A 21,081-nucleotide genomic window follows, 5' to 3' on the forward strand; every position below is an offset into this window, starting at 1 on the left:
AAATAGTTAACTCCGACTCGGATAAATCCCTTGCATGGCTATGATATAATGCATAGCAACAAATGGTGACTGAGAATAAAGCGATTGGCCACCACCATGTAAATTAACGATACCTGTTAAACTATTCGCGGGCAGAGTTAGGGCAATGTTATCTTGTGCTGGAACATCAAATGTATCAACTGTCACATTACCAATACTGATCAATGAACTTGGTGCCGTAGATTGATATATTTTTTCTTGTTTATCAGGCCCACCACCAGCAACAACCGTAGCAAGTACTGCACCTGCTGTTGGTTCTCCACTATTAGCATCTTGTGTTGTTGCAATGTTTGCAGATCCCGTTACTCCACTTATCGTCTGCCCAGGAATACTGACAGAAACTGACTGTGCAAAACTTGGCAATGCAATCGCACTTTGCATCGGTGGCAAATTATTAGATGTAATTTTACTAAATTCTCTTCCGCCAAGCTGGCCCCACTCACGACTTGACAAGCCAGCCCCACTACCAACACCTACCGGTGTACGTCCTCTGATATCTGGTAACGCCATTGACGAACGGCCGTCACCACCATAAGTAGTACCAACAAGTGAAAAAAGGGCGGTATTTTGAGCAATACTCAATAGCTGTCCTGCACATATAGCCCAACCTCTAGGGGCAAAATTTCCTGCAAAAATCTCCACTTCGCCTAAAAATGGGTCTGCGCTCATAACGTATTTCCTTTTAAAATAATTTATATAATTACAATTGCATACCAGCTGTAATATTAGCTAAAGATGCAAAACGATAACCTGAAATACACCCAAACTGACATGAAACAATATCTAATGCCACTGAGCCTTGTTTAGTCTGCACAACTAACCCTTGTGACTTGTCAATACTTAAGACCGTACCAGCTGGCTCTGTGAATGAGGCTTGATCAACAAAGGATGCTTGTAGCACATTAAAATCACCAAATTTACCCGATAAAATAAAGCCACCATAAAGCGGGTTACCCGCTCTTGCCGCCGCGGCTAAATCAACCGCGCTGTACTGTTCAAAAGACAATGTTAAATTATCATAGTTCAGGGCTGTCGCGACCTTGATTTGTTCAATGTCGGTATCTGATTGCCAATGCAAATTATCAAATTGTTCGAAGAAAATACTCAACACTTGTGGGATTGCAGATGCAACGCGAATAGCAAGGCTTTGATAAGTATCAAATGGATGAATGGCTATACTCTGCTGTAACGAAAATTGTAGGGGGTGTTCGCAGCTTAAGCGATAAACAGTTAGTAACAAATTATCTTGATGCTCTCTAATTTGCCAGTAGAGTGGATCAGTACCTTGATAATCTGATAACTTTGCAGGGTAAATTCCATAAGCATTACCATGAAAAAAATCAATAATCGTTTGACTTTGAGTTCCCGCATTAAAACAGCTCAAGGCCATTGATACTTGCCAATCATCGAGTTGTGCAAGCAACGTATCATCATTATTCCATACTGAAAATTGTATATTTTGTGATGTGCAATGTGCTTGCAATTGACCAATTTCGCTTTGCATGTTATTTGTTTGCGTTGGCACTAATACTACAGCGACTAACAACTGGCGCTGTATCAACATATCAATCGTAGGTATAGATAAACAACTTGAAGTAAATAACACTACCTTGCTAATTTGCTCCATAGTGTACCTCTTCGTCAGCTTTCGTCGGCAAAAAACCTGTCAAACCGGTAAGCTTATAATAAAAATCTATTTTATCTTTTTTTGTAAGTAATAAACCATCTACTGCGGGGGCCTTAGGTACAAAATCAATACATACCGAGAACATAGGCAATGGATGCGTAATGCCTGACTGATATTGCTGTAACCAATGCCCATTATACGTCATTACTTCAGCGTAAAGGACAAGCGTTAGTTCACTTACATCAGTGGCTGTTTGAGGAATAGAAACTGTGTTACAGCGTACAACTTGTTGTTCTCCAAGAGCAATTATGTCTAGCGTGAGCAAACTATGACGATCAAGAGTTAATATATTTCCCAGCTCAATTCTTTCATTCAACGTATCTTGATTTAATATCGGATTCGCAGCATCGCTTTGCGGTTGCAGCCACTGTTCAACATATTCTCGTTGGCAATTAACTAATGCAGCATTAACCATAATTTTACACGGTAACATTACTCCATGATGGCTTAGTTGAGAGGCAAAGTTTCTGCATATACTCAAATGAGCTTCTTTAGAAAAACCATGCTGAAATGCCTCAGCAATAAAAATATCAAACGCTTTGTTACCTTTAAACAAAGCAGCATCAGCCTCGTAAATGCCATCGATATAGTCATTAAGTTGCAACTCATTAACTAACACCTTGAGAGATTTGATCGCTCCAGGTTGAATATCGACTAAAGAAATGCGTACTTTTTGTGGTGAAATAATTTTTTGCTGATCCATATACAGCAAAATAGGTAATAATAACGGGGCGAATGGCCCACAAGCTGGGTAGACAATATTTATTTGCGAATCCCGTTGTTGTAAATCATTAATAAGCTCAAAAATCCCTTTGTAGAAACGGGTGTTGCGATGTACATCTTTTATTGTTGTTGTGCAGTTTAAAACCGACATCACTAGGCCATGTTGATTAATATACTGTTTTGTCATTTCAACTTCATGCAATTGAGCTTGCCTAAGGACTTTTATTGCTTCTTCGTAAGCGTCAACAAAAAGTTTTTCAATTAACACAGCATCGTCTCTTTCAGTCAGTGCTTGATCTGCGATTGCTAAAAAAGACTGCTGTAGAGTCAACGCTGTAGCTGGTTGCTGTTTAAGCAAACTAATTTGATCGCGCAGTGCTTGATTAAGTAACCCAGTTACAACTGGCTCTTCACTAATACATGCGGCTGACTTAGACAATTGATGGTGTAGCACCACACACTCCTTATAATTTATAATATATATTTCTTAGCGTACAATGATGTAGCAATTAAACTGTGAAGCCATCCATTTTATCAATATTACTGATTGCACAACTTGATCATGTATAGCCTCAAAAGCGTTCACTAATTAGAGGTGTTCAACTTGGGCGTAGTTCAGTTGTTAATCTAGATTTTAGAAGAGACTCAAGCTGGGTACGTATTGAATGTTTTAATAGCTCATCAATGTGGGGGGCCGCATATTCCAAACTCGCTGTAGACTATGAATCATGTAGATTCATACTTAAGCACTCCTTTACACCAATCCTACCATGAAAAACACGTTGCAAATTAATATTACGTTCAGTAAGTAGAGTAACTCACAAGACGTAGAATACAACTTTTTAATTCTATTATTTTTAATAGTCGCTTACTTGAAAAGTCTATCTACTTATTTTTAACAATAAGTTATGTATAATTTTGGCATAAGTTAAAAATAAAAAACATTACACCCCATTACACAACATTGATTATTCCCTATATCGAGAGCTGTTTAGCTACTTACTTAATGGAGTCATATTTATATATTGTACAATTCGAGGTGTACTCCCCTTATTTGAACAACTACCGTGCGGTAATGTATGTCGCCATACAATTAAGCTACCTGCTTTTGCAGCTAATGGAGTACTGTGCCATTGTTGGCAATTAAAATGATGTGGATTGGTATTTTTAGGTAAACTAGCAAGCCAGTTGTCTATTTTTTTATGAAAGCCAGGTACACAACTGAATGCACCTTGTTCAGCGGCAACGTCAGTAAGGTATAGTAATCCTTGCGTTGCAAATCTGAGCGGTTTATTAAAGTTTATATCCCAGTGAAGATTTGGCCCAGGAAATCGCCAACTTTCTGTCTGCGGTGGATTAAAACTAAGCCTATCAGTGCTTACAGTTAAATTGTTTTCACCCCACAATTGCTCAAATACATCTCGCACCTGAGGCTGATGCCGAATAACCTGCATGGTTATATCATTAAAAATTTGTACCATAATTCCCTGTTTAAGTTCATGATTTCGATACCATGAAACAGGATTATGTTTATCCATATTCAAACGTTCATATACCATGTTACAAACGTCTTCACATAGCGTTTTTTCCACTAGCTCAGGAATAATAACGTAACCATTATCATCCCAGCTTTGCCACTGCTGCGATGTTAGAACGTAATGACGAGGCTGATTTAGCAATATTTTTTGTTGTTTAAGGCCCTTTTGCTGGAAAAATGCAGCTATCTTTTCATTTAACTCACTTTTAGCCGTCTTTGAAATAGCCATACCATAATGCTGCTCTACCCAGTTTTCGAATGTTAAAAAACTATCACTCGCAAAAATAGACTCTATTGTCGGTGTGAGCCCTAAGCCTAAAATATCCATGATCATCACATCGAGTGACCATTCATCTTCTATTATTTTTTTATCTGCACAGCCTTGCTTTTGAAACTGTACTTTGTGCCACATTCGCTTTAATTGAAATAAACCTAAACGCCCAGTTTCGTTATAACAGGGCAATATGCTCTGCATTGTTGTTTTCAGAGGAGGTACTTTTACTCTCAATTCATTTTGCATAATAACTCCTTTTCGCGCCTGATTTTAGACAAGCAAAACACCTTAAATTGATTTATTAACGCTGACTAAACTTAGTTAGAATAGAGTGCTATATTATTGCAAGCAACGATTTTTGTAGCTAAATACAGGGAGTGATATGGATAGTGAGTTACTGAACAGATACCGTAATGCGATTACACATTTGCTAAATGAGCCAGCTGATGCGGGGGTGATAAAGCCTTTTATCAACGATTTAAAAAATTACTTAGGGAATATTACGTCTATTTCAACTGATTTAGATATGAATGACTGGAATGATGAAAATACATCCCAAGGCGTTGCAATTTCTCCCGTACAAGCAGCTAAATGCATAGAAGAAACTCTTCGTACGCAAATCTTTATGCAAGGTGTTAAACTCGCTATTGAAGAACGTTTAAAAGCAACGACTGATGATATTCATGTTCTTTATGCCGGTACAGGTCCTTATGGCACGTTACTTATTCCTTATTTAGGTGTTGCCACAAACTCACGTATAAAAGTCACACTCATTGACATTCATCCAGAAAATATCAGTGCAATTAAAAAGCTAGTAAAGCACTTTTCAATCACCCAAAACATTGTTGCAATTACGTGTGATGACGCAACTTGCTGGCAAGCGCCCCCCTCTCAGCAATTTGACATTATTATTTCAGAAACTATGACAGCGCTATTAAAGCGAGAACCTCAAGTTTTTATTTTTGCTCATTTATGTCAATACTTGAGTGATTCTGGCACATTAATCCCACAAAAAATTTCTTTAAAGGCATGGCTAACACCTTTTAACTCTTTAATGTCTGCAGAAGCTAATACAACAGATGACATACTCCTAAAAGAGTTTTATTGCTTAAACATCGACGAAGCAAGGCGTTTAAATGCAGGAGACGCATCTTCTTTCAAAGGTAATATGCTAATCCCAAATGGCGTTGATACTAATTACAGACTCAAACTAACAACCGACATTCAAGTATACAAACACCATAAACTAACGGAAAATCAATGTAGTTTAAATATACCGCTGACTTTTTTACCTCATGATGCGCAGCTTCGTGGCGGTGAAGCTATTCATTATGAATACATAACACCACACAGCCCAGATTTTGTATTTACATTCCCAATAAAAAAGATAATTAAAACTAAGATCAAATTAACCAAATTTTCAGAGCTCAATAACTTAGGGTTACCTGGCGTAAAACATATGTTTGAGCACGCACAGGCAGCTAAATGTGGTTGCTCTATTAATGTAGATGAAAATGAATGGACACAATGGACCAACCTATTGGACTCATTAGCCTTGCCATATCATGAAACATCAGTCGCACTTTATCAAAGCCAACGTATAGAAGAATTTGAAACTTGGCTAAGCACTAACAGCAACCTCACATTATCATGATTATTAACGCTCAAGTTAACACTGGTAAACAGCTTAAAGACGTTGAAAAAATTTTAACCTTTCTTACTCATATTGGAATTAAGCACCGGTATCAAACCTTAGACGAAAGAACTTTTTTGCCCGGCCTTAAGCTAGAAAAAGGCGTTTTATTGCTTGATTTTGTCAATGGGTTCTATCCTGGTGATATCCTTCATGAGGCTGGGCATATTGCTGTCTGTGAGCCAATTTTTAGGCCCCTATTAGATGCTGACTTTTATAAGAATGGCTTGCTTGCGGGCAGAGAGAAACAAGCTATGCACGCAGAAGAAATGGCTGCGACAGCTTGGGCTGTTGCAGCAGCTATTCATTTGTCATTATCACTAGATATTATCTTTCATAAAGATGCTTATAAAGGTGCGAGTAAGACGTTAAAGCATGCTTTTGAAAATGGGAATGGTTTTGGGTTTCCATTATTACAAGCATGGCAAATGACTTGCCCAAACAAAGGTTACCCTGTAATGGTCAAGTGGATCAGAGACTGTCGCTGGATAGAAACGCTTCCAAATATATAGTTTGCAAAAAATGGATGAACTTTGTTTAAAATAAAAAGAACAATTTAATTTATGGAAATATCCTCAAATAAACATGACTTTTTCCTAAAAAACGGTTTTGTTCACTTTGAAAATGCACTTTCGATAACATTACTTAAAAAATTACAACGTTTTTCAGATAAGTTAGAAGCATTAGCACTAGAGAATTTTCACAATGGGCAAGTCAATAATCAATGTTGTATCTCAACAGACTCAGGTTTGCCTCGTCTTTTTCGTTATAACGACTTACTATTCGAGTCACCTGAATTAATAATTGAACTATTAGCTAGCCCACCACTCATCGAAGTTTATAAAGAATTGGTAGGAGATGGCGCAGTCCCCTTGCAATTAGATGTAGCTTATAAATACCCGTACCCACACCCTCATATTACTTGGCATCAGGACGCTCCTCATTCTAGGCAATATCCTTATTTAAATATTGGTATATACCTTGATGACGCTCTTTTAGAAGATGGCTGTTTACGCTACGTACCAAATACCCAGCATAAAGTTTTAGATATTTACAAACTTTCCAATCAATATGGGTGGGATATTCCTAATGTAGTACAACAACCCGCTAAAGCAGGTGACATCATAGTTCATGACATAATGGTTTTACATAGTTCAGGAGTAAAGCGCAGCCAAGGTGCAAGAAGAACACTGTATGTTGAATTAAGGACAATTTTAGGGATTACCGAAAGTGGAAAACAAACTAAGGAGTGGGCCGAACTGAGAAAACAATGGATGGCACATGTAATTAAAGCGGCAGATCCAAACAGTATTCCGCAAGCTTGGCATGAATTTTACGGCGAACCTAAATACGATTTAAGTACCTTGGTTAAGCTCATTAAAGCCAAGCCTGAAGCACCCATCCCTTCGATTCATGCCCATAAAAATGTAGTTCATCCAAATTACCCTACTCCCAAGGATTTACGCTAAAATCACATATAATTTGAAAGTATTCATTTTCCATTAGGGTCTGATGACCTTTCAGGACTAAAATTAAACAATCACTCAAAGGAATATACGTGCTTAATGAACACTTTACGCCAAAACAACGTGCATTGATATGCGCTGATCTAGCTCATTTACGCTTATTAGCTGATTTAAAACTTGCACCATCAATTCCTTACTTTGCAGAAAAACCTTACCCTATTGGCCGCTGTAGAGAAATACGCGATGAGGTATTTGCACTACTGCAAACGGAATTACCTACCACTAAAAAACCTGGGCTCAGTTTATTAAAAAATCTAATTGTACAAGGTAACTCTTTACAAAAAGCATGGGGCTCACTGCAAGATCAATACTTTCAAAACGCATTGATACTTGGTCCTTGGTATATTGATGTTGCTAACGACACCGTAAATGCCAATAAACCTAGAATAGAGATTTTATCCTTAGCTACCTCAAACTTTACATCAATAAAGGATTTTGATCAGTTTGTAAAAATAGCTCGTCGCTATTGGAAGGTTGATGTGTATAGAAATGATGTATGCCCAGCGCTTGCGCCTTATATGCCACTTTTATGTGTGGGCACCAGTGGTACAAGTTGGCTAGGGGCCGCAAACGACGATATGCTCAATGTCGCTATTAATAGCAACTTTGAGGAGTCTAAACGTATTTTGGACTCTTTGCCCTGCGCGCCAGTTAAAGTCAAAGAGCGCTGGAAAAAAGTATTGAGCAATTTCGACCATAATGATTTTTTATTAAGTGTCGGAGAGCCTGTCTCGTATTGCACTACGTATAGTAAACACTCGTACCAAACAGACCTGACAAAACGTGATGCTGCTGTTACTGCATACTTGTCTTTGCCTAAATCTGTTTAGCCAGTGCTTAACAAAAAAACTTTATTTACATTTCCAGTTCCAACATAGTTACTGGTTTAACTAACTTCCAATATATCAGTCTATAAATTAAGAAATAATAAGCTCAAATAATATTTCATGCCACAAAGCTAATGAAAAAATGCTATGGTTAAGATATCGATTATGACCTCAAGGAATGGCTCATGAACCAACAAACTGTACATACTTATTTAATGAACAAACCGTTAGTTAAACTAACGCAACCTTTTGCTAAAGATGTTGATGTATATAAAGTAAACCATAAGATGTTCGCCACCCTTGCACTGAGCAATGAGGGTGAAACCGATGAAAACGGCGAACCTATTTGGTGGCTAAACTTAAAGTGCGACCCTGATGAAGCACAGTCATTACGAGATATTTTTCCTTCGGTGATTCCAGGTTATCATATGAATAAACGCCTTTGGAATACAGTGATTTTAGACGGCTCAATACCACAAGGTGAAATTGAGCGTATGATTGATAATTCATTTAATTTGGTGGTCGACAACATGCCAGATAAAGACAAACAGGCTATTGAAGCCTTACTGTAAATAAGCGTATATATCTCTATATTTTCTGATTATCAAACATAAAAAAAGCCGCATAATTTGCGGCTTTTTTACGTTAACTTAAAACATTAATCTTTGTGCTCAGTCATCTCATTTTGAGTATCAGTCGATTTATCATCTGACTGATCTGACTCAACTTCAGCTGTTTTAGTGACTGTAGTGTAAAACTTATCGCCTTTATCAGCCATTGCAACCAGTGATTCACAGGGTGCAAAAATGGCATTGCTGTTAGCCAGTGTAGACATATCAGAGCTTATTTTACTCGCACCTAATTTGTCCATGTAGCTAAACGGGCCACCTAAGAACGGTGGGAAACCAATACCAAAAATAGCACCAATATCACCATCACGCGGGCCTGCGATAATACCATCATCTAAACAACGAGCCGCTTCATTAAGCATTTGTGAAACACAGCGCTTAGCAATCTCGTTTTTATTTAAACGTGGGGCTGGGGTTACACCTAGTAGCTCATAGACTGACTCATCGACCTTTTTGCCTTTCTTGTCGTATTCATAAAAACCGCGCCCTGTTTTACGACCAAGACGTTTTGAATCAATCATGCGCGAGAAAGCATCAGGCCCTTTAAAGCGCTCACCCAATTCTTTTTCAAGAATTGGCGCAATTTTAGATCCAATATCAATACCCACTTCGTCCAGCAGTGCCAACGGTCCAACAGGAAAACCAAACTCGACTAAAGCCGCATCTATTTTTTCAATCGGCTCACCAGCAAGCATTAAGTTAGCCGCTTCATTAAGGTATGGCGCTAAAATACGGTTTACATAAAAACCAGCCATATCTTTTACTACAATTGGCGTTTTACCTTGCTTACGTGCAAAGTTAACTACACGAGCAATGGTTTCTTGTGACGTGCCTTCGTGAGGAATGATCTCTACCAGTGGCATTTTCTCTACTGGCGAGAAATAATGTAAACCAATTACATTTTCAGGGCGTTCTGCTTTTGCTGCAATTTGCGAAATAGGTAATGACGAAGTATTACTTGCAAAAATAGTATTCGCTTGGCATTGCTGCTCAACATCAGCAACCATACCTTGCTTAAGCTCTAAATCTTCAAATACCGCTTCTATCACTAAATCTATGTGCTTAAAGCCGCTGTAATCCGTAGTGCCAGTAATGCGGTTCATGGTTAACTGCATATCGGCTTTTGACATAATGCGGCGCTTAAGGCGTTTATCTAAGATTTTGTATGTGTAGTTCATGGCATTACTTATGCCCTGCTCTGCCACATCTTTAATACGTACCGGCAATTTAGCCTTAACCGCACTTACATGAGCAATACCTGCGCCCATTAATCCGCCACCTAACACAGCAGTTTTACTAATCGCAGGAGCGTCATCGTTGCGCCATTCTTTTTTCATTTCAGTGGTTGCAAAGAAAATACCGCGCAGCGCCTTAGACTCATCACTCATCACTAAAGTGGCAAAGCCTTCTGCTTCGGTTTTATACGCTTTCATTTCATCAAGCTCTACGCTTGCACGAACCGCTTTAATAATCGCAAGCGGCGCTGGGTAATGACCACCGGTTTTTTTAAGTACGTTTTCTTTAGCTTTTTTAAAGATAAAGTTACGACCAAACGGGTTTGATTCTAATAACTTGCTGATCTTATCAAGTTTAGGCTCTTTAGCTTGTGGCTTTTTCTTCGCCGCAAACTCTTTGGCCACTTTTAGCAGTACGCTTTGTGGAACACAATCATCCAATACACCGGCTTTTTTAGCTTGTTTTGGACGAATTTGCTTACCAGTTAGCATCCACTCAAGGGCTTTTTGAATACCCACGATTTTAGTTAAGCGTTGTGTACCACCACCGCCAGGCAATAAACCTAGTTGTACTTCTGGTAAACCAATTTTAGTTAAATCGCTATCAGTACCAACGCGATAATCACATGCTAAAGCAAATTCTAAACCGCCACCAAGCGCTGCGCCATGTATAGCACTAACTGTGGTGTACGGAAGCTTTTTCAAATCAAAAAATGCTTGATGGCATAACTCGCTAATAGCTAATGCATCTTCACGCTTTTGCACGCTGTCTAGCATTTTAACATCGGCACCAGCAATAAAGTTATCGCTTTTACCACTAATAAATACCATACCTTTAACTGCGTGCTCTTTAGCTTGTGCTAATAATGCTTTTAAATCATCAGCAAAGCTGTCACGCAGGGTATTCATTTTTTCACCCGGCACATCAATGGTTACCACGGCTATTTTGTTATCATCAACCGTTAAATTAAATACTGAATCTGTCATTACGCACTCTCCAATACAAAGGCTGCACCTAAACCACCCGCAGCACAGGCAGTCGTTAACGCTAAACCACCGCCACGACGCTTAAGCTCGTATAAACTTTGTGTAATTAAACGTGCGCCGGTTGCCGCAAATGGGTGACCATAAGCGAGTGAACCGCCGTTAACGTTAAACTTATCCATGTTAATTTCACCTATGGCTTTATTACGCCCTAAGTGCTCTTGTGCAAATTTATCTGAAGCAAACATTTTCATATTCGCTAAGGTTTGCGATGCAAACGCTTCATGCATTTCAATAAGGTCTAAATCAGCCAACGTAATACCCGCTCTATCAAGCGCGATTGGCGTTGAGTGAGCTGGCCCCATTAGCATGTCTTTTTCTACGCCTATGGCTGAAAACGCAAAACTGCGTACGTAGCCTAAAATTTCGTAACCCAATGCTTTTGCTTTGCTTTCGCTCATCATTAACACTGCGGCTGCGCCATCGGTTAATGGGGTTGCATTAGCGGCAGTCACAGAGCCGTGCTGACGGTCAAATACCGGTTTGAGCTTAGCGTAACCTTCAACCGTTGAGTTTTTACGAATATTGTTGTCTTCTTCAATAAAGCTTTTATAAGGCGGTAAGTGCGCCGTCATTACTTCATCTTTTAACTTGCCATCGGCCCAAGCTTGAGTTGCTAATGAGTGAGAACGATGTGCTAAAGCATCTTGATCTTCACGGCTAATATTATGGGTTTTAGCCATTTGCTCAGCTGTTTGTCCCATTGATAAACCCGTTGAGTACTCAGCAACTGCTGGCGGTACTGGTAATAAATCTTTTAAACGTAGTTTTGAGAATATTTTTAAACGCTGACCAAGCGTACGGGCTTTGTTTAAATCGACTAAACTGCCGGCTAATTTTTTACTTACACCAATTGGCAATACAGACGATGAATCGGCACCACCAGCAATACCCACGTTTACAGAGCCTGCCATAATAGATTCGGCAACATTTGCAATTGCTTGAAAGCTAGTTGCACACGCACGTGACACTGAATATGCATCAACGCCAACTGGCATACCTGTACCTAATACAATTTCACGTGCAATATTTGGCGCTTCTGGCATTTGTACTACTTGACCAAAAACCAGTTGATCGATTTCTGACTTGTCGAAATTTAATCGCTCAAGCATTTCATTAACTACTAGCTTACCCATATCCAATGCTGGTACATGGTGAAACGCAGTTGCTTGCTTAGCAAAAGGAGTACGTAGGCCGCTTACAATGGCAATACGGTCGCCTTTTGGTGTTTTAAGTATGTTTTGCTCAGACATTTATTATTCTCTCCCGCTGACAGGTCAGACCTGTATGTTTTCCTCGATTCTAAACAACCCGTGTGATAAAGCCAATAGATAAACGTAAATTAATCATAAAGCGCCATTGTAAATCACTACATACATTGTGTAAGGGTAATACAATAGGCTTTTTTAGCAGGTTTTACAAAGTTTTGTGTTAGGCTAAAAAGCGTTAAAAAATAACGAACTATTTTCAAAAAATCAGTCTAACTCTTGAGTTATCCACTTATAAACCTTATAACTAGCTCAGTATTTGTTACCTAATCACTTTAGGTATTATTTAAGCTGACGAGGACAGTCCACTTATTATGGCAGCTAACGCATTTTCACAATTAAAAACGTACTTAGATACACAAATCATTGGCCAGCCAGCGCTTACTCAAGCACTTTTAATTGCTATATTAGCCGATGGCCACTTACTTGTTGAAGGCCCTCCAGGGCTTGCAAAAACTCGCGCAGTAAATGCGCTTGCAAAAGGTATTGAAGGATCGTTTCAGCGTGTTCAATTTACCCCAGACTTATTACCTGCCGATGTAACCGGCACTGATATTTATCGTCAACAAACCAGTGAATTTGTGTTTGAAAAAGGCCCTTTATTTCATAATCTCATATTAGCGGATGAAATAAACCGAGCACCAGCAAAAGTACAATCAGCTTTATTAGAAGCAATGGCCGAGCGCCAAGTTACTGTGGGCAAAAATACGTACCCACTTAGTGACCTGTTTTTAGTGATGGCAACACAAAATCCGCTTGAGCAAGAAGGGACCTACCCACTACCTGAAGCGCAATTAGACCGTTTTTTATTACATTTAAGTATTAATTACCCAGGTGCAGAGCACGAGCTTGATATTTTACGCCTAACCCGTGGTGAAGCACTTAATGATGAAGCCCCAGTGCTTGAGCAAATTTCGCAAGCAGAGCTGTTTGCCGCTAGAAAAGCGATTTTAGGTCTGTATTTAGCAGAGCCACTAGAGCAATACTTAGTTCAGTTGATTATTGCTACTCGAGAAGGCGCAAACTTAGATGAGCAACTTGGCCGCTGGATTGAATACGGCGCCAGCCCACGTGCCACGATTGCTTTGGATAAATGTGCCCGCGCTCATGCGTGGTTAAGTGGTCGTGATTTTGTATCGCCTGACGATATTCAAGCTGTGGTACATAATGTATTACGCCATCGTATTATTTTAAGTTACGAAGCACAGGCCGATGGTATTACAAAAGATCAGGTTATTAGCCGTATTGTTGAACTAGTTGCTGTACCTTAAGTTATGCAAACACACTTTGATTCTCAGGCATGGCTTAAATTAAGTCATAGCCATGGTGTTAATTTATCGCTTAAAGAGCTGATGTATTATAAAGCAAAAGCGCAACTGCTTGAGCTGGCACCTAACGTTAGAATAAAAAATACCTTAGCGGGGCAATATCTGGCGCCGCATAAAGGCCGAGGCATGGAGTTTGCCGAAGTGCGCCATTACCAACACGGTGATGACATACGCTCTATTGATTGGCGGGTCACGGCTCGTACCGGTGAAACCCACACCAAACTTTTTCAAGAAGAAAAAGAACGCCCGGTATTTGTATTTACTGACTTTTCAAACTCCATGTTATTTGGCTCTCAATTATTATTAAAGTCGGTGCAAGCTGCACATATTAGTGCCTTGGTTGCGTGGTCTGCTTGCCAACGTGGCGATAGAATTGGCGGTGTTGTGTTTAATCAGCACTCGCATTTAGAGCTTAAACCTAGTGCCCGTGAAAAGGCCGTGTTAAAGCTGTGTCATAATTTATGCGACGCCCATCAGCAGGCACTTGAAAATATTGATAAACCTGCCAGTAATAACTTTAGTGACAACCTTAAGCGTTTAAATCACTTAGCTAAACCCGGTAGTTTGGTTTATATCGTATCCGATTTTAACGCCTTAGATGACGCCAGCTTTAAACAACTCGAATTACTTGCGCGGCACTGTGAGTTAATAGGCTGCCATATTAGCGACCCCTTCGAGCATAAGTTACCTGCTTTCCAACAAGCGGTTACGGTAAGTGCTAATAATCAGCAGTTTGCCCTCCCTTTGATGGATAACAGTTTTAGAGAACGATTTGCCAAAAATGCCGAGCAAGCATTTAGCGCGCGTATTAATCGTTTAACAAAATCTGGGCTTAACCTATTATCATTCGATGCAGCCACTGCGCTGGAACTGCAATTAGTGAGAAGATAAATCATGCAAACCTCTCCACTTGATGGCCTTCACGATATTATTGCTCCCTCTCACGTTGACTGGTGGCCATTAGCCCCTGCTTGGTGGGTAGTTATTAGCATTGCACTGTGCTTAGTGTGTGGCTTAATTATAATTATGTACAAAAACTATCAATTTAAAAAACCAAAACGTAATGCGATTAAATTAGCTAATCAACAACAATCAGCGCAGCAATTGCATATTATTTTAAAGCGTTTAGTGATCACCTATTACGATCCACGCTTAGCAGCGCAATCCACAGCTAACTGGTGTAAAACCCTAAGTCAACTTGCTGCAATTGGTTTTAATGAAGATGAAATTTCAAGCCTATATAGCACAGCACAAACACCACCGGCACTCAGTGATAAGTTTCGCCAAGCTATTAAACAATTTAAGCTAAAGGAGCCACTGCATGTTTGAATTTAGCTGGCCATGGCTGTTTTTATTACTGCCGCTTCCTTTAACGTTACTGCTATTAAAACCCGCAGCAAGTAATGCAACGACACGTTTACGCATCCCAAGTTTTGCATCGCATAATTTAAATAATCAACATGTAGAGCCCAGTGCACGTAAGTTAAACACTCTTGAATGGTTGCTATGGGCATTATTAGTAACAGCATCGGCTAACCCTACTTGGTTAGATGAGCCTATATCGCTGCCTAATGAAGGTCGCGACATTATGCTCGCTGTGGATTTATCGGGATCAATGACAGAACAAGACATGGCTTATAATGGCCAATATGTTGACCGTTTAACTATGGTTAAAGCAGTGCTTAGCGATTTTATAGAGCAGCGTCAAGGCGACAGACTTGGGTTAATATTGTTTGGTGATACCGCGTTTTTGCAAACACCTCTCACCCGTGATGTAAAAACCGTCAGCAAAATGCTTACTGAAGCACAAATAGGTTTAGTAGGACGTGCCACGGCTATTGGTGACGCTTTAGGTTTATCGGTTAAACGCTTTGCTAGTAAAAAAGAAAGTAATCGCATTGTGGTGTTACTAACAGATGGACAAAACACCGCAGGAAACCTTGACCCCGAAGATGCCCTATTACTGGCTCGTGAAGAAGGCATAAAAGTGTACACCATCGGAGTCGGCTCTGATAACCCACGTGGTTTTAGTTTATTTAATATGGGCTCTGGAGGAAGTAATTTAGATGAGAGCTTACTGAAAAATATTGCCGAGCAAACCGGAGGTCTGTACTTTAGAGCCAAAGATGTCGCTGGGCTGCAACAAATCTATGCAGAGCTTGATAAACTCGAGCCAATTAGTGCCGATGAGCAAACCTTTCGCCCGCAAACAGCCTTGTTTTATTATCCGTTATTACTGGCCATTCTGTTAATAAGTGCAATGGCATTTTTAAAAACAGTACGTGCATTGAAGGAGCCAAGCTAATGGATTTTGAGTTTATTCGCCCCGCTATTTTATGGCTGCTACTCCCTGCGCTAGGGCTGTTTTTTATTGCCATGCTTAAAGAGAAAAAAGCCCAATCGGCGCCACTTATTGCGCCACATTTAGCACAATTTGTTATGAGTGAATCAAATAATCAGGCTCGTCAGCCGCTGTGGCTAGTTGCGTTATTTTGCAGTTTAGCCATTGTATTTAGTGCAGGCCCAAGTTTTGAGGAAAAACAAGTCCCTGTATTTCAAAGCAAAAGTGCCCGCGTTATTGTAATGGATATGTCGTACTCTATGTATAGCACCGACATTGCTCCTAATAGATTAATGCAATCTCGCTTTAAAGCCCTCGATATGATTGAGTTATTTAAAGAAGGTGATACTGCATTAGTAGCCTACGCAGGCACTGCCTATACCATTTCTCCACTGACCAATGATGCAACCACCCTCGCCAACCTTATTCCTAGCTTAAGCCCTGAAATTATGCCTGATAAAGGCTCAAACGTGCTGGCAGGTTTAGACATGGCACAAGAGCTGCTCACTCAAGCAGGCTACCTAGATGGTGATATTATTTTGATCACCGATGGTATTGAACAACAACAGCAAAGCGATATAAGTGGTTTTACTAACAGTAGCCAGTATCGACTAAATATTTACGGTATTGGCACTGAGCAAGGTGCACCAATAAAGTTACCTGAAGGCGGATTTTTAAAAGATAGTTACGGCCAAATTGTAGTGCCCACACTCAATGGTTCTTTACTTAAAGGACTAGCAAAAAATAGTGGCGGCCAGTACGCTAATTATCAACCAAGCAATAGTGATATTGCCATTTTTTCACCGCAAGCAAACAGTGAAATACTAAAAAGTGAAAAACCCAATTTAGCCTTGTGGCGAATCGATGCTGGCATTTATGGCTTGCTTATTTTACTGCCCTTAGCTCTATACTTATTTAGACGCTCTGCGTTTATTGGTGCGGTGCTATTGCTAAGCTTTATACCTCAGCAAAATGCTCATGCAGTAGAGTTACCAACACTATTTAAAAATACCGATCAGCGTGCATTAGAAGCTTACAACAACCAAGAGTACCAACAAGCAGCGCAAGCGAAGTCCAACGCTCTCAAAGGCGCTGCATTGTATCAGCAAGGTCAGTTTGAAGGCGCTCTGAACGAATTTAGTCAAGATAAATCAGCCACTGGTTATTACAATTACGGTAATACACTGGCTAAAGCCGGACAATTAGAGGCTGCTATAAACGCTTACAAACAAGCGCAATCACTACAGTCTGATTTTACCCAAGCAGCCGATAACCAAGCGTTAGTTGAGCAGTTACTTAAGCAACAGCAAGACCAGGAAAACCAACAAGGAAATGATTCGCAAAATCAAGATGATCAAAGTCAAGATGGTGCAGATAAATCAAAACAAGATCAGCAAAAAAATGGCGATAAAAATAACGCAGATAAAAGCGAAGATGACAGCCAAAACAGTGAAGAGCAGCAATCGAGTGAACCCTCGGAGCAATCAAAAGATCAACAAAGCCAATCTGGCGAGCAGTCAGATGAGCAAAATCAGCCTGACATGCAAGCTCAATCACAAAACCAGCAAGACGAGAACAAAGACGACGATAGTAAGCCTCAGCAAGACGAGCAACAGAGTCAACCCAATCAAATGAATGAGCAACCGCCATCTGATGAGCAAAAGCAGCAAGCACAACAACAAGCTATGCAGGCACAGGCGGCTGAACTTACTAATGAAGAAAAAGAGAAAGCACAGCAACTAAATCAGTTACTAAGAAAAGTGCCCGACGATCCCGCTATTTTATTAAGAAACAAAATGCAATTAGAAGCCCAAAAAAGACAATATCAACGCCGTCCAACAGGAGTAGAAAAATCATGGTAATGCGATTATTTTGCTGTTTATTGCTATTAACTGCCATGCCATTAATGGCCGCCACTTCATTAGAGGCAAGCGTTGATAAAAACCCGGTACTGGCGGGTGAGTTTTTTATGCTCAATATTAGCGTTGATGATTCAATCAAAGGGCAACAACCCGATACTTCAGCGCTGTTAAAGGATTTCGTAGTCGGCCCTATGAGCTTAAGTAGCCGCACCAACATTATTAACGGCAGCATTAAAAAACAAACATCGTGGTCTGTTAAGTTAATGACTCGCAAAGCCGGCGAATACACAATTCCTTCTTTTAGTGTTGCAGGGCTCAGCTCTCAACCGATAAACTTGTCGGTTAAAGAGCGAAGCAGCGATGCGGGCAAAAATGATGATATATTTTTAAAAAGCTCGCTTACAAATAACAGCTTATTTGTGCAAGAGGCTGGCGTTTACACCATTAAACTTTACTTAGCTAAAGAGCTACTTGATGGCAGCTTAAGCACACCAAGCATGGAAGATGCTCAACTCACCCAGCTAGGTAAGCAAAGTGAAGATTATGAACTGGTTAACGGTAAACGTTATTTAGTGATCACTCGTAATTATTTAATTCAGCCGCAAAAAAGTGGTGCATACACCATTGAAGCACCGGTTTTTCAAGGGCGTGTTCAACAAAACTATCGCCAACTAGAGGTGTCGGCACTTGGCGATGAACAACAGATTGAAATCAAACCCATCCCTGAGAATTATCAAGGTGATTGGTTACCCAGTGAATTAGTAAGTCTAACCGAGCAATGGCAACCAGACGATAATACTGTTGAAGCCGGCACGCCAATAACACGCACTATTATGCTTACCGCCTTAGGGGTGACTAAAGAGCAACTACCCGAAATTGATATGCCTACTATTGATGGTATTCGCAGCTACCCGGATGAAAAAGAAACTAATAATGCAGTGCGCGATGGTCGAGTGGTATCACAGCAAAGCGCCTCATTTGCGCTACTTCCACAAACCCCAGGCACCTATACATTGCCTGAAATTACCCTGCCTTGGTATAACACCAAAATGAACCGAATTAGTTACGCAACTTTACCAGAGCGCACAATTACGGTAACACCAAGCACCACAGCACCAGCAAACTCGCTGAGCCCTCCCGTTGAAAGTAATTTAAACAACACGGATGCAGAGCCAACGCAGCAAGCGCTCAGCGTGCAACGCCATACTAGTACGCCTCTATGGCTTATTATTGTAGCCGTATTAGGTTACGTATTATGGATTGTGACCCTGGTTCTTTACTTTATAAAACGCTCAGCTAAAGAAGCGCAACAAACGGCGCAAGCAAATCATAGAGGCAATCAGCAAGCAGAATTAAAAACACTGCAAATACTTGCTAAAAGCCGTGATAATAAAGCATTTTACGATGCACTTAATCTATACGCGCTAACTCGAACAGATAAAAAGGTAGGAGCTCTCACCCATTTATGCGCTATGATAAACAACTCGCAGTTCACTGCGCAGGTAAATAATTTACAAGCACAGTTGTACGGTAACCAATCGGCCGGCACTGATTTAGAAGCGATTGTTAGTTTATTAAAAAAACATCAATCGCACACAGCTAAGTCATCATCTGCGTTAAAAGAGCTATATTCTTAATAAGAATCTTAGTTACTTTTTTGGCCTATAATAATTTTAATTAAAAAGTACTTATGTTTGGAAATAAAAAATCGAATGATCGGGTCTTAATAAATATGGCTGAAAAACAACAACGCTACGAAGCCTTGGTTCATGTTTATCACAAGGAACTCTATCGCTTTGCTTACTGGTTATGTAACGACCCGACTATTGCGGATGACTTAGTGCAAGAAACCTTTTTACGTGCATGGCGCTCGCTTGATTCGTTACTCGACCAAAAAGCAGCTAAGCCATGGTTGCTGACCATTTTAAGGCGTGAGAATGCCAGACGCTTTGAGCGCAAGCAATTTGATTACAGTGATGTAGATAACGACACACTAGTGGATCAAACCAGCCATAGCTTAGATACAGCAATGGAACAAACCGTTATCCAGCGACAAATTTCTTTATTGGCTGATGAATACAAAGAGCCGCTGTTGCTACAGGTGGTAATGGGCTGCACCGGAGATGAAATTGCAGACATTCTTAACTTAAATAAAAATACGGTCATGACACGTTTATTTCGAGCAAAAAATCAACTTAAAGAGGCATTAAGCCGTGATGATGAACAACTTAAAGGAGCATCAAAATAATGGATGAACTTGAGTTTCGTCGCCGCACAATTGCGCAGCCAAATGAGCTGGACAAAGAGCTACAGGAATTTGCAAACAGCAGTGCCGACAGACAACAATTTTTGAATGAAAGCAAAGCATTCGATAAACAACTCGACAATGCGCTTGAAATCCCTGTGCCTGACAATCTTGCTGAACGAATTATTTTAAATACCTCGTTAAAAGAAAAAGCCAGAACAGATGAACTTGAGCAAAAGGATAACGTGGTTAGTGCACGCTCATGGTTTAAGTTTGACCGAGTACATTTGGCCTTAGCGGCTTCATTTGTGATTGCAGTCAGTGCGTTTATGTTTAGCGAAGAGCAAAGCATTAATCAAACGGCTGGTGAGCATGCACTAGCTCATGTTTACCATGAAATTTATGCATTAAATAAGACTCAACCAATTAGCATACAAGCTGTTAATGAAAAGCTGGCTTTACTTGGCGGTCAAATTAGTGATTTGCCTGGTAAAGTCACTTACGTTACCTTTTGCGATTTTCAAGGTGAGAGAGGCTTACATTTAGTGTTTGAGTCTGACTTTGGGCCTATGACCGTGTTTATTGTGCCAAGCGATAACCAAATTTTTGAAATTGGCTCTGATGATTTTAATGACTCTCGCTATGCTGGCCATATAAATCGTGGCAAACAGGCCGATACCGTGCTAATTGCAAGCCTTGGCTCACCAGTTGATATGTATAATGAACGTATTTCAGGTGCTATTCGCTGGCTTTAAGCCATTATAGAAACAATAAAAAACCGCAACGAGTGTGCGGTTTTTTTATTATTTAAAAGCCAAAGCTT

The 21,081-nt window shown here is 40.1% G+C and carries 19 protein-coding genes; 13 read left to right on the top strand and 6 right to left on the bottom strand.

The features are described 5' to 3' along the window. Positions 1–6 precede the first annotated feature (6 nt). The 4 genes from ACZ5WS_RS14325 to ACZ5WS_RS14340 form a co-directional block, all read right to left on the bottom strand. A complete protein-coding gene (locus ACZ5WS_RS14325) occupies positions 7–708 on the bottom strand; it encodes a phage tail protein (protein WP_198522238.1) in 702 nt (233 codons plus the stop codon). 31 nt (positions 709–739) lie between these two features. Next, the gene (locus ACZ5WS_RS14330) at positions 740–1,666 is read right to left on the bottom strand and encodes a hypothetical protein (RefSeq protein WP_464709328.1); all 927 of its coding nucleotides are present in this window, start codon (positions 1,664–1,666) and stop codon (positions 740–742) included. After that, complete coding sequence (locus ACZ5WS_RS14335) at positions 1,653–2,903, bottom strand: hypothetical protein (protein WP_464709331.1); 1,251 nt, start codon at positions 2,901–2,903, stop codon at positions 1,653–1,655. The genes ACZ5WS_RS14330 and ACZ5WS_RS14335 overlap by 14 nt, the downstream gene beginning before the upstream one ends. A gap of 541 nt (positions 2,904–3,444) precedes the next feature. Beyond that, positions 3,445–4,506 (bottom strand): phytanoyl-CoA dioxygenase family protein, encoded by a 1,062-nt coding sequence (locus tag ACZ5WS_RS14340; RefSeq protein WP_464709335.1) that lies wholly within the window; start codon positions 4,504–4,506, stop codon positions 3,445–3,447. 136 nt (positions 4,507–4,642) lie between these two features. On the opposite strand from ACZ5WS_RS14340, the gene ACZ5WS_RS14345 reads away from it, so the two are divergent. The 5 genes from ACZ5WS_RS14345 to ACZ5WS_RS14365 all read left to right on the top strand — a co-directional run bounded on the left by ACZ5WS_RS14345 (position 4,643) and on the right by ACZ5WS_RS14365 (position 8,878). Further along, positions 4,643–5,914: an SAM-dependent methyltransferase gene (locus ACZ5WS_RS14345; protein WP_198522242.1), complete on the top strand. Its 1,272-nt coding sequence runs from the start codon at positions 4,643–4,645 to the stop codon at positions 5,912–5,914. Then, on the top strand, positions 5,911–6,465 hold the full coding sequence (locus tag ACZ5WS_RS14350) for a hypothetical protein (RefSeq protein ID WP_464709338.1): 555 nt from the start codon (positions 5,911–5,913) through the stop codon (positions 6,463–6,465). Before ACZ5WS_RS14345 ends, ACZ5WS_RS14350 begins: the two co-directional genes overlap by 4 nt. Before the next feature lie 51 nt (positions 6,466–6,516). Continuing rightward, on the top strand, positions 6,517–7,422 hold the full coding sequence (locus ACZ5WS_RS14355) for a phytanoyl-CoA dioxygenase family protein (RefSeq protein WP_464709340.1): 906 nt from the start codon (positions 6,517–6,519) through the stop codon (positions 7,420–7,422). 89 nt (positions 7,423–7,511) lie between these two features. Next, complete coding sequence (locus ACZ5WS_RS14360; RefSeq protein ID WP_464709342.1) at positions 7,512–8,309, top strand: hypothetical protein; 798 nt, start codon at positions 7,512–7,514, stop codon at positions 8,307–8,309. A gap of 182 nt (positions 8,310–8,491) precedes the next feature. Continuing rightward, positions 8,492–8,878 carry an MmcQ/YjbR family DNA-binding protein gene (locus ACZ5WS_RS14365; protein WP_054202136.1) on the top strand — a complete coding sequence of 129 codons (387 nt, stop codon included), beginning with the start codon at positions 8,492–8,494 and terminating at the stop codon, positions 8,876–8,878. Positions 8,879–8,964: 86 nt separating this feature from the next. Here ACZ5WS_RS14365 and fadJ read toward each other — a convergent pair whose 3' ends face one another. Together fadJ and fadI are read right to left on the bottom strand one after the other, a co-directional pair. After that, positions 8,965–11,157, bottom strand: coding sequence for a fatty acid oxidation complex subunit alpha FadJ (fadJ, locus tag ACZ5WS_RS14370; protein ID WP_464709350.1), 2,193 nt, complete (start codon positions 11,155–11,157; stop codon positions 8,965–8,967). After that, complete coding sequence (gene fadI, locus ACZ5WS_RS14375) at positions 11,157–12,467, bottom strand: acetyl-CoA C-acyltransferase FadI (RefSeq protein WP_010391348.1); 1,311 nt, start codon at positions 12,465–12,467, stop codon at positions 11,157–11,159. Before fadI ends, fadJ begins: the two co-directional genes overlap by 1 nt. A gap of 329 nt (positions 12,468–12,796) precedes the next feature. Here fadI and ACZ5WS_RS14380 point away from each other — a divergent pair, with 329 nt between their 5' ends. From ACZ5WS_RS14380 to ACZ5WS_RS14415, 8 genes are all read left to right on the top strand, one after another. Continuing rightward, a complete protein-coding gene (locus ACZ5WS_RS14380) occupies positions 12,797–13,753 on the top strand; it encodes an AAA family ATPase (RefSeq protein WP_076918973.1) in 957 nt (318 codons plus the stop codon). A gap of 3 nt (positions 13,754–13,756) precedes the next feature. Further along, the gene (locus ACZ5WS_RS14385) at positions 13,757–14,701 is read left to right on the top strand and encodes a DUF58 domain-containing protein (RefSeq protein ID WP_464709360.1); all 945 of its coding nucleotides are present in this window, start codon (positions 13,757–13,759) and stop codon (positions 14,699–14,701) included. A 3-nt stretch (positions 14,702–14,704) separates the two neighbouring features. Further along, entirely contained in the window at positions 14,705–15,139 is a 435-nt protein-coding gene (locus tag ACZ5WS_RS14390; protein WP_010391338.1) for a DUF4381 domain-containing protein, read from the top strand. Further along, positions 15,132–16,115 carry a vWA domain-containing protein gene (locus ACZ5WS_RS14395; RefSeq protein ID WP_055011727.1) on the top strand — a complete coding sequence of 328 codons (984 nt, stop codon included), beginning with the start codon at positions 15,132–15,134 and terminating at the stop codon, positions 16,113–16,115. Before ACZ5WS_RS14390 ends, ACZ5WS_RS14395 begins: the two co-directional genes overlap by 8 nt. Beyond that, positions 16,115–18,013 carry a vWA domain-containing protein gene (locus ACZ5WS_RS14400; RefSeq protein WP_464709366.1) on the top strand — a complete coding sequence of 633 codons (1,899 nt, stop codon included), beginning with the start codon at positions 16,115–16,117 and terminating at the stop codon, positions 18,011–18,013. The genes ACZ5WS_RS14395 and ACZ5WS_RS14400 overlap by 1 nt, the downstream gene beginning before the upstream one ends. Continuing rightward, positions 18,007–19,650 (top strand): BatD family protein, encoded by a 1,644-nt coding sequence (locus ACZ5WS_RS14405; RefSeq protein WP_464709370.1) that lies wholly within the window; start codon positions 18,007–18,009, stop codon positions 19,648–19,650. The genes ACZ5WS_RS14400 and ACZ5WS_RS14405 overlap by 7 nt, the downstream gene beginning before the upstream one ends. Before the next feature lie 95 nt (positions 19,651–19,745). After that, positions 19,746–20,261: a sigma-70 family RNA polymerase sigma factor gene (locus ACZ5WS_RS14410; protein ID WP_050947011.1), complete on the top strand. Its 516-nt coding sequence runs from the start codon at positions 19,746–19,748 to the stop codon at positions 20,259–20,261. Further along, on the top strand, positions 20,261–21,013 hold the full coding sequence (locus ACZ5WS_RS14415; protein ID WP_138606273.1) for a DUF3379 family protein: 753 nt from the start codon (positions 20,261–20,263) through the stop codon (positions 21,011–21,013). Before ACZ5WS_RS14410 ends, ACZ5WS_RS14415 begins: the two co-directional genes overlap by 1 nt. Positions 21,014–21,081: the final 68 nt, after the last annotated feature.

This window comes from Pseudoalteromonas sp. 11L1 (genome assembly GCF_055397545.1).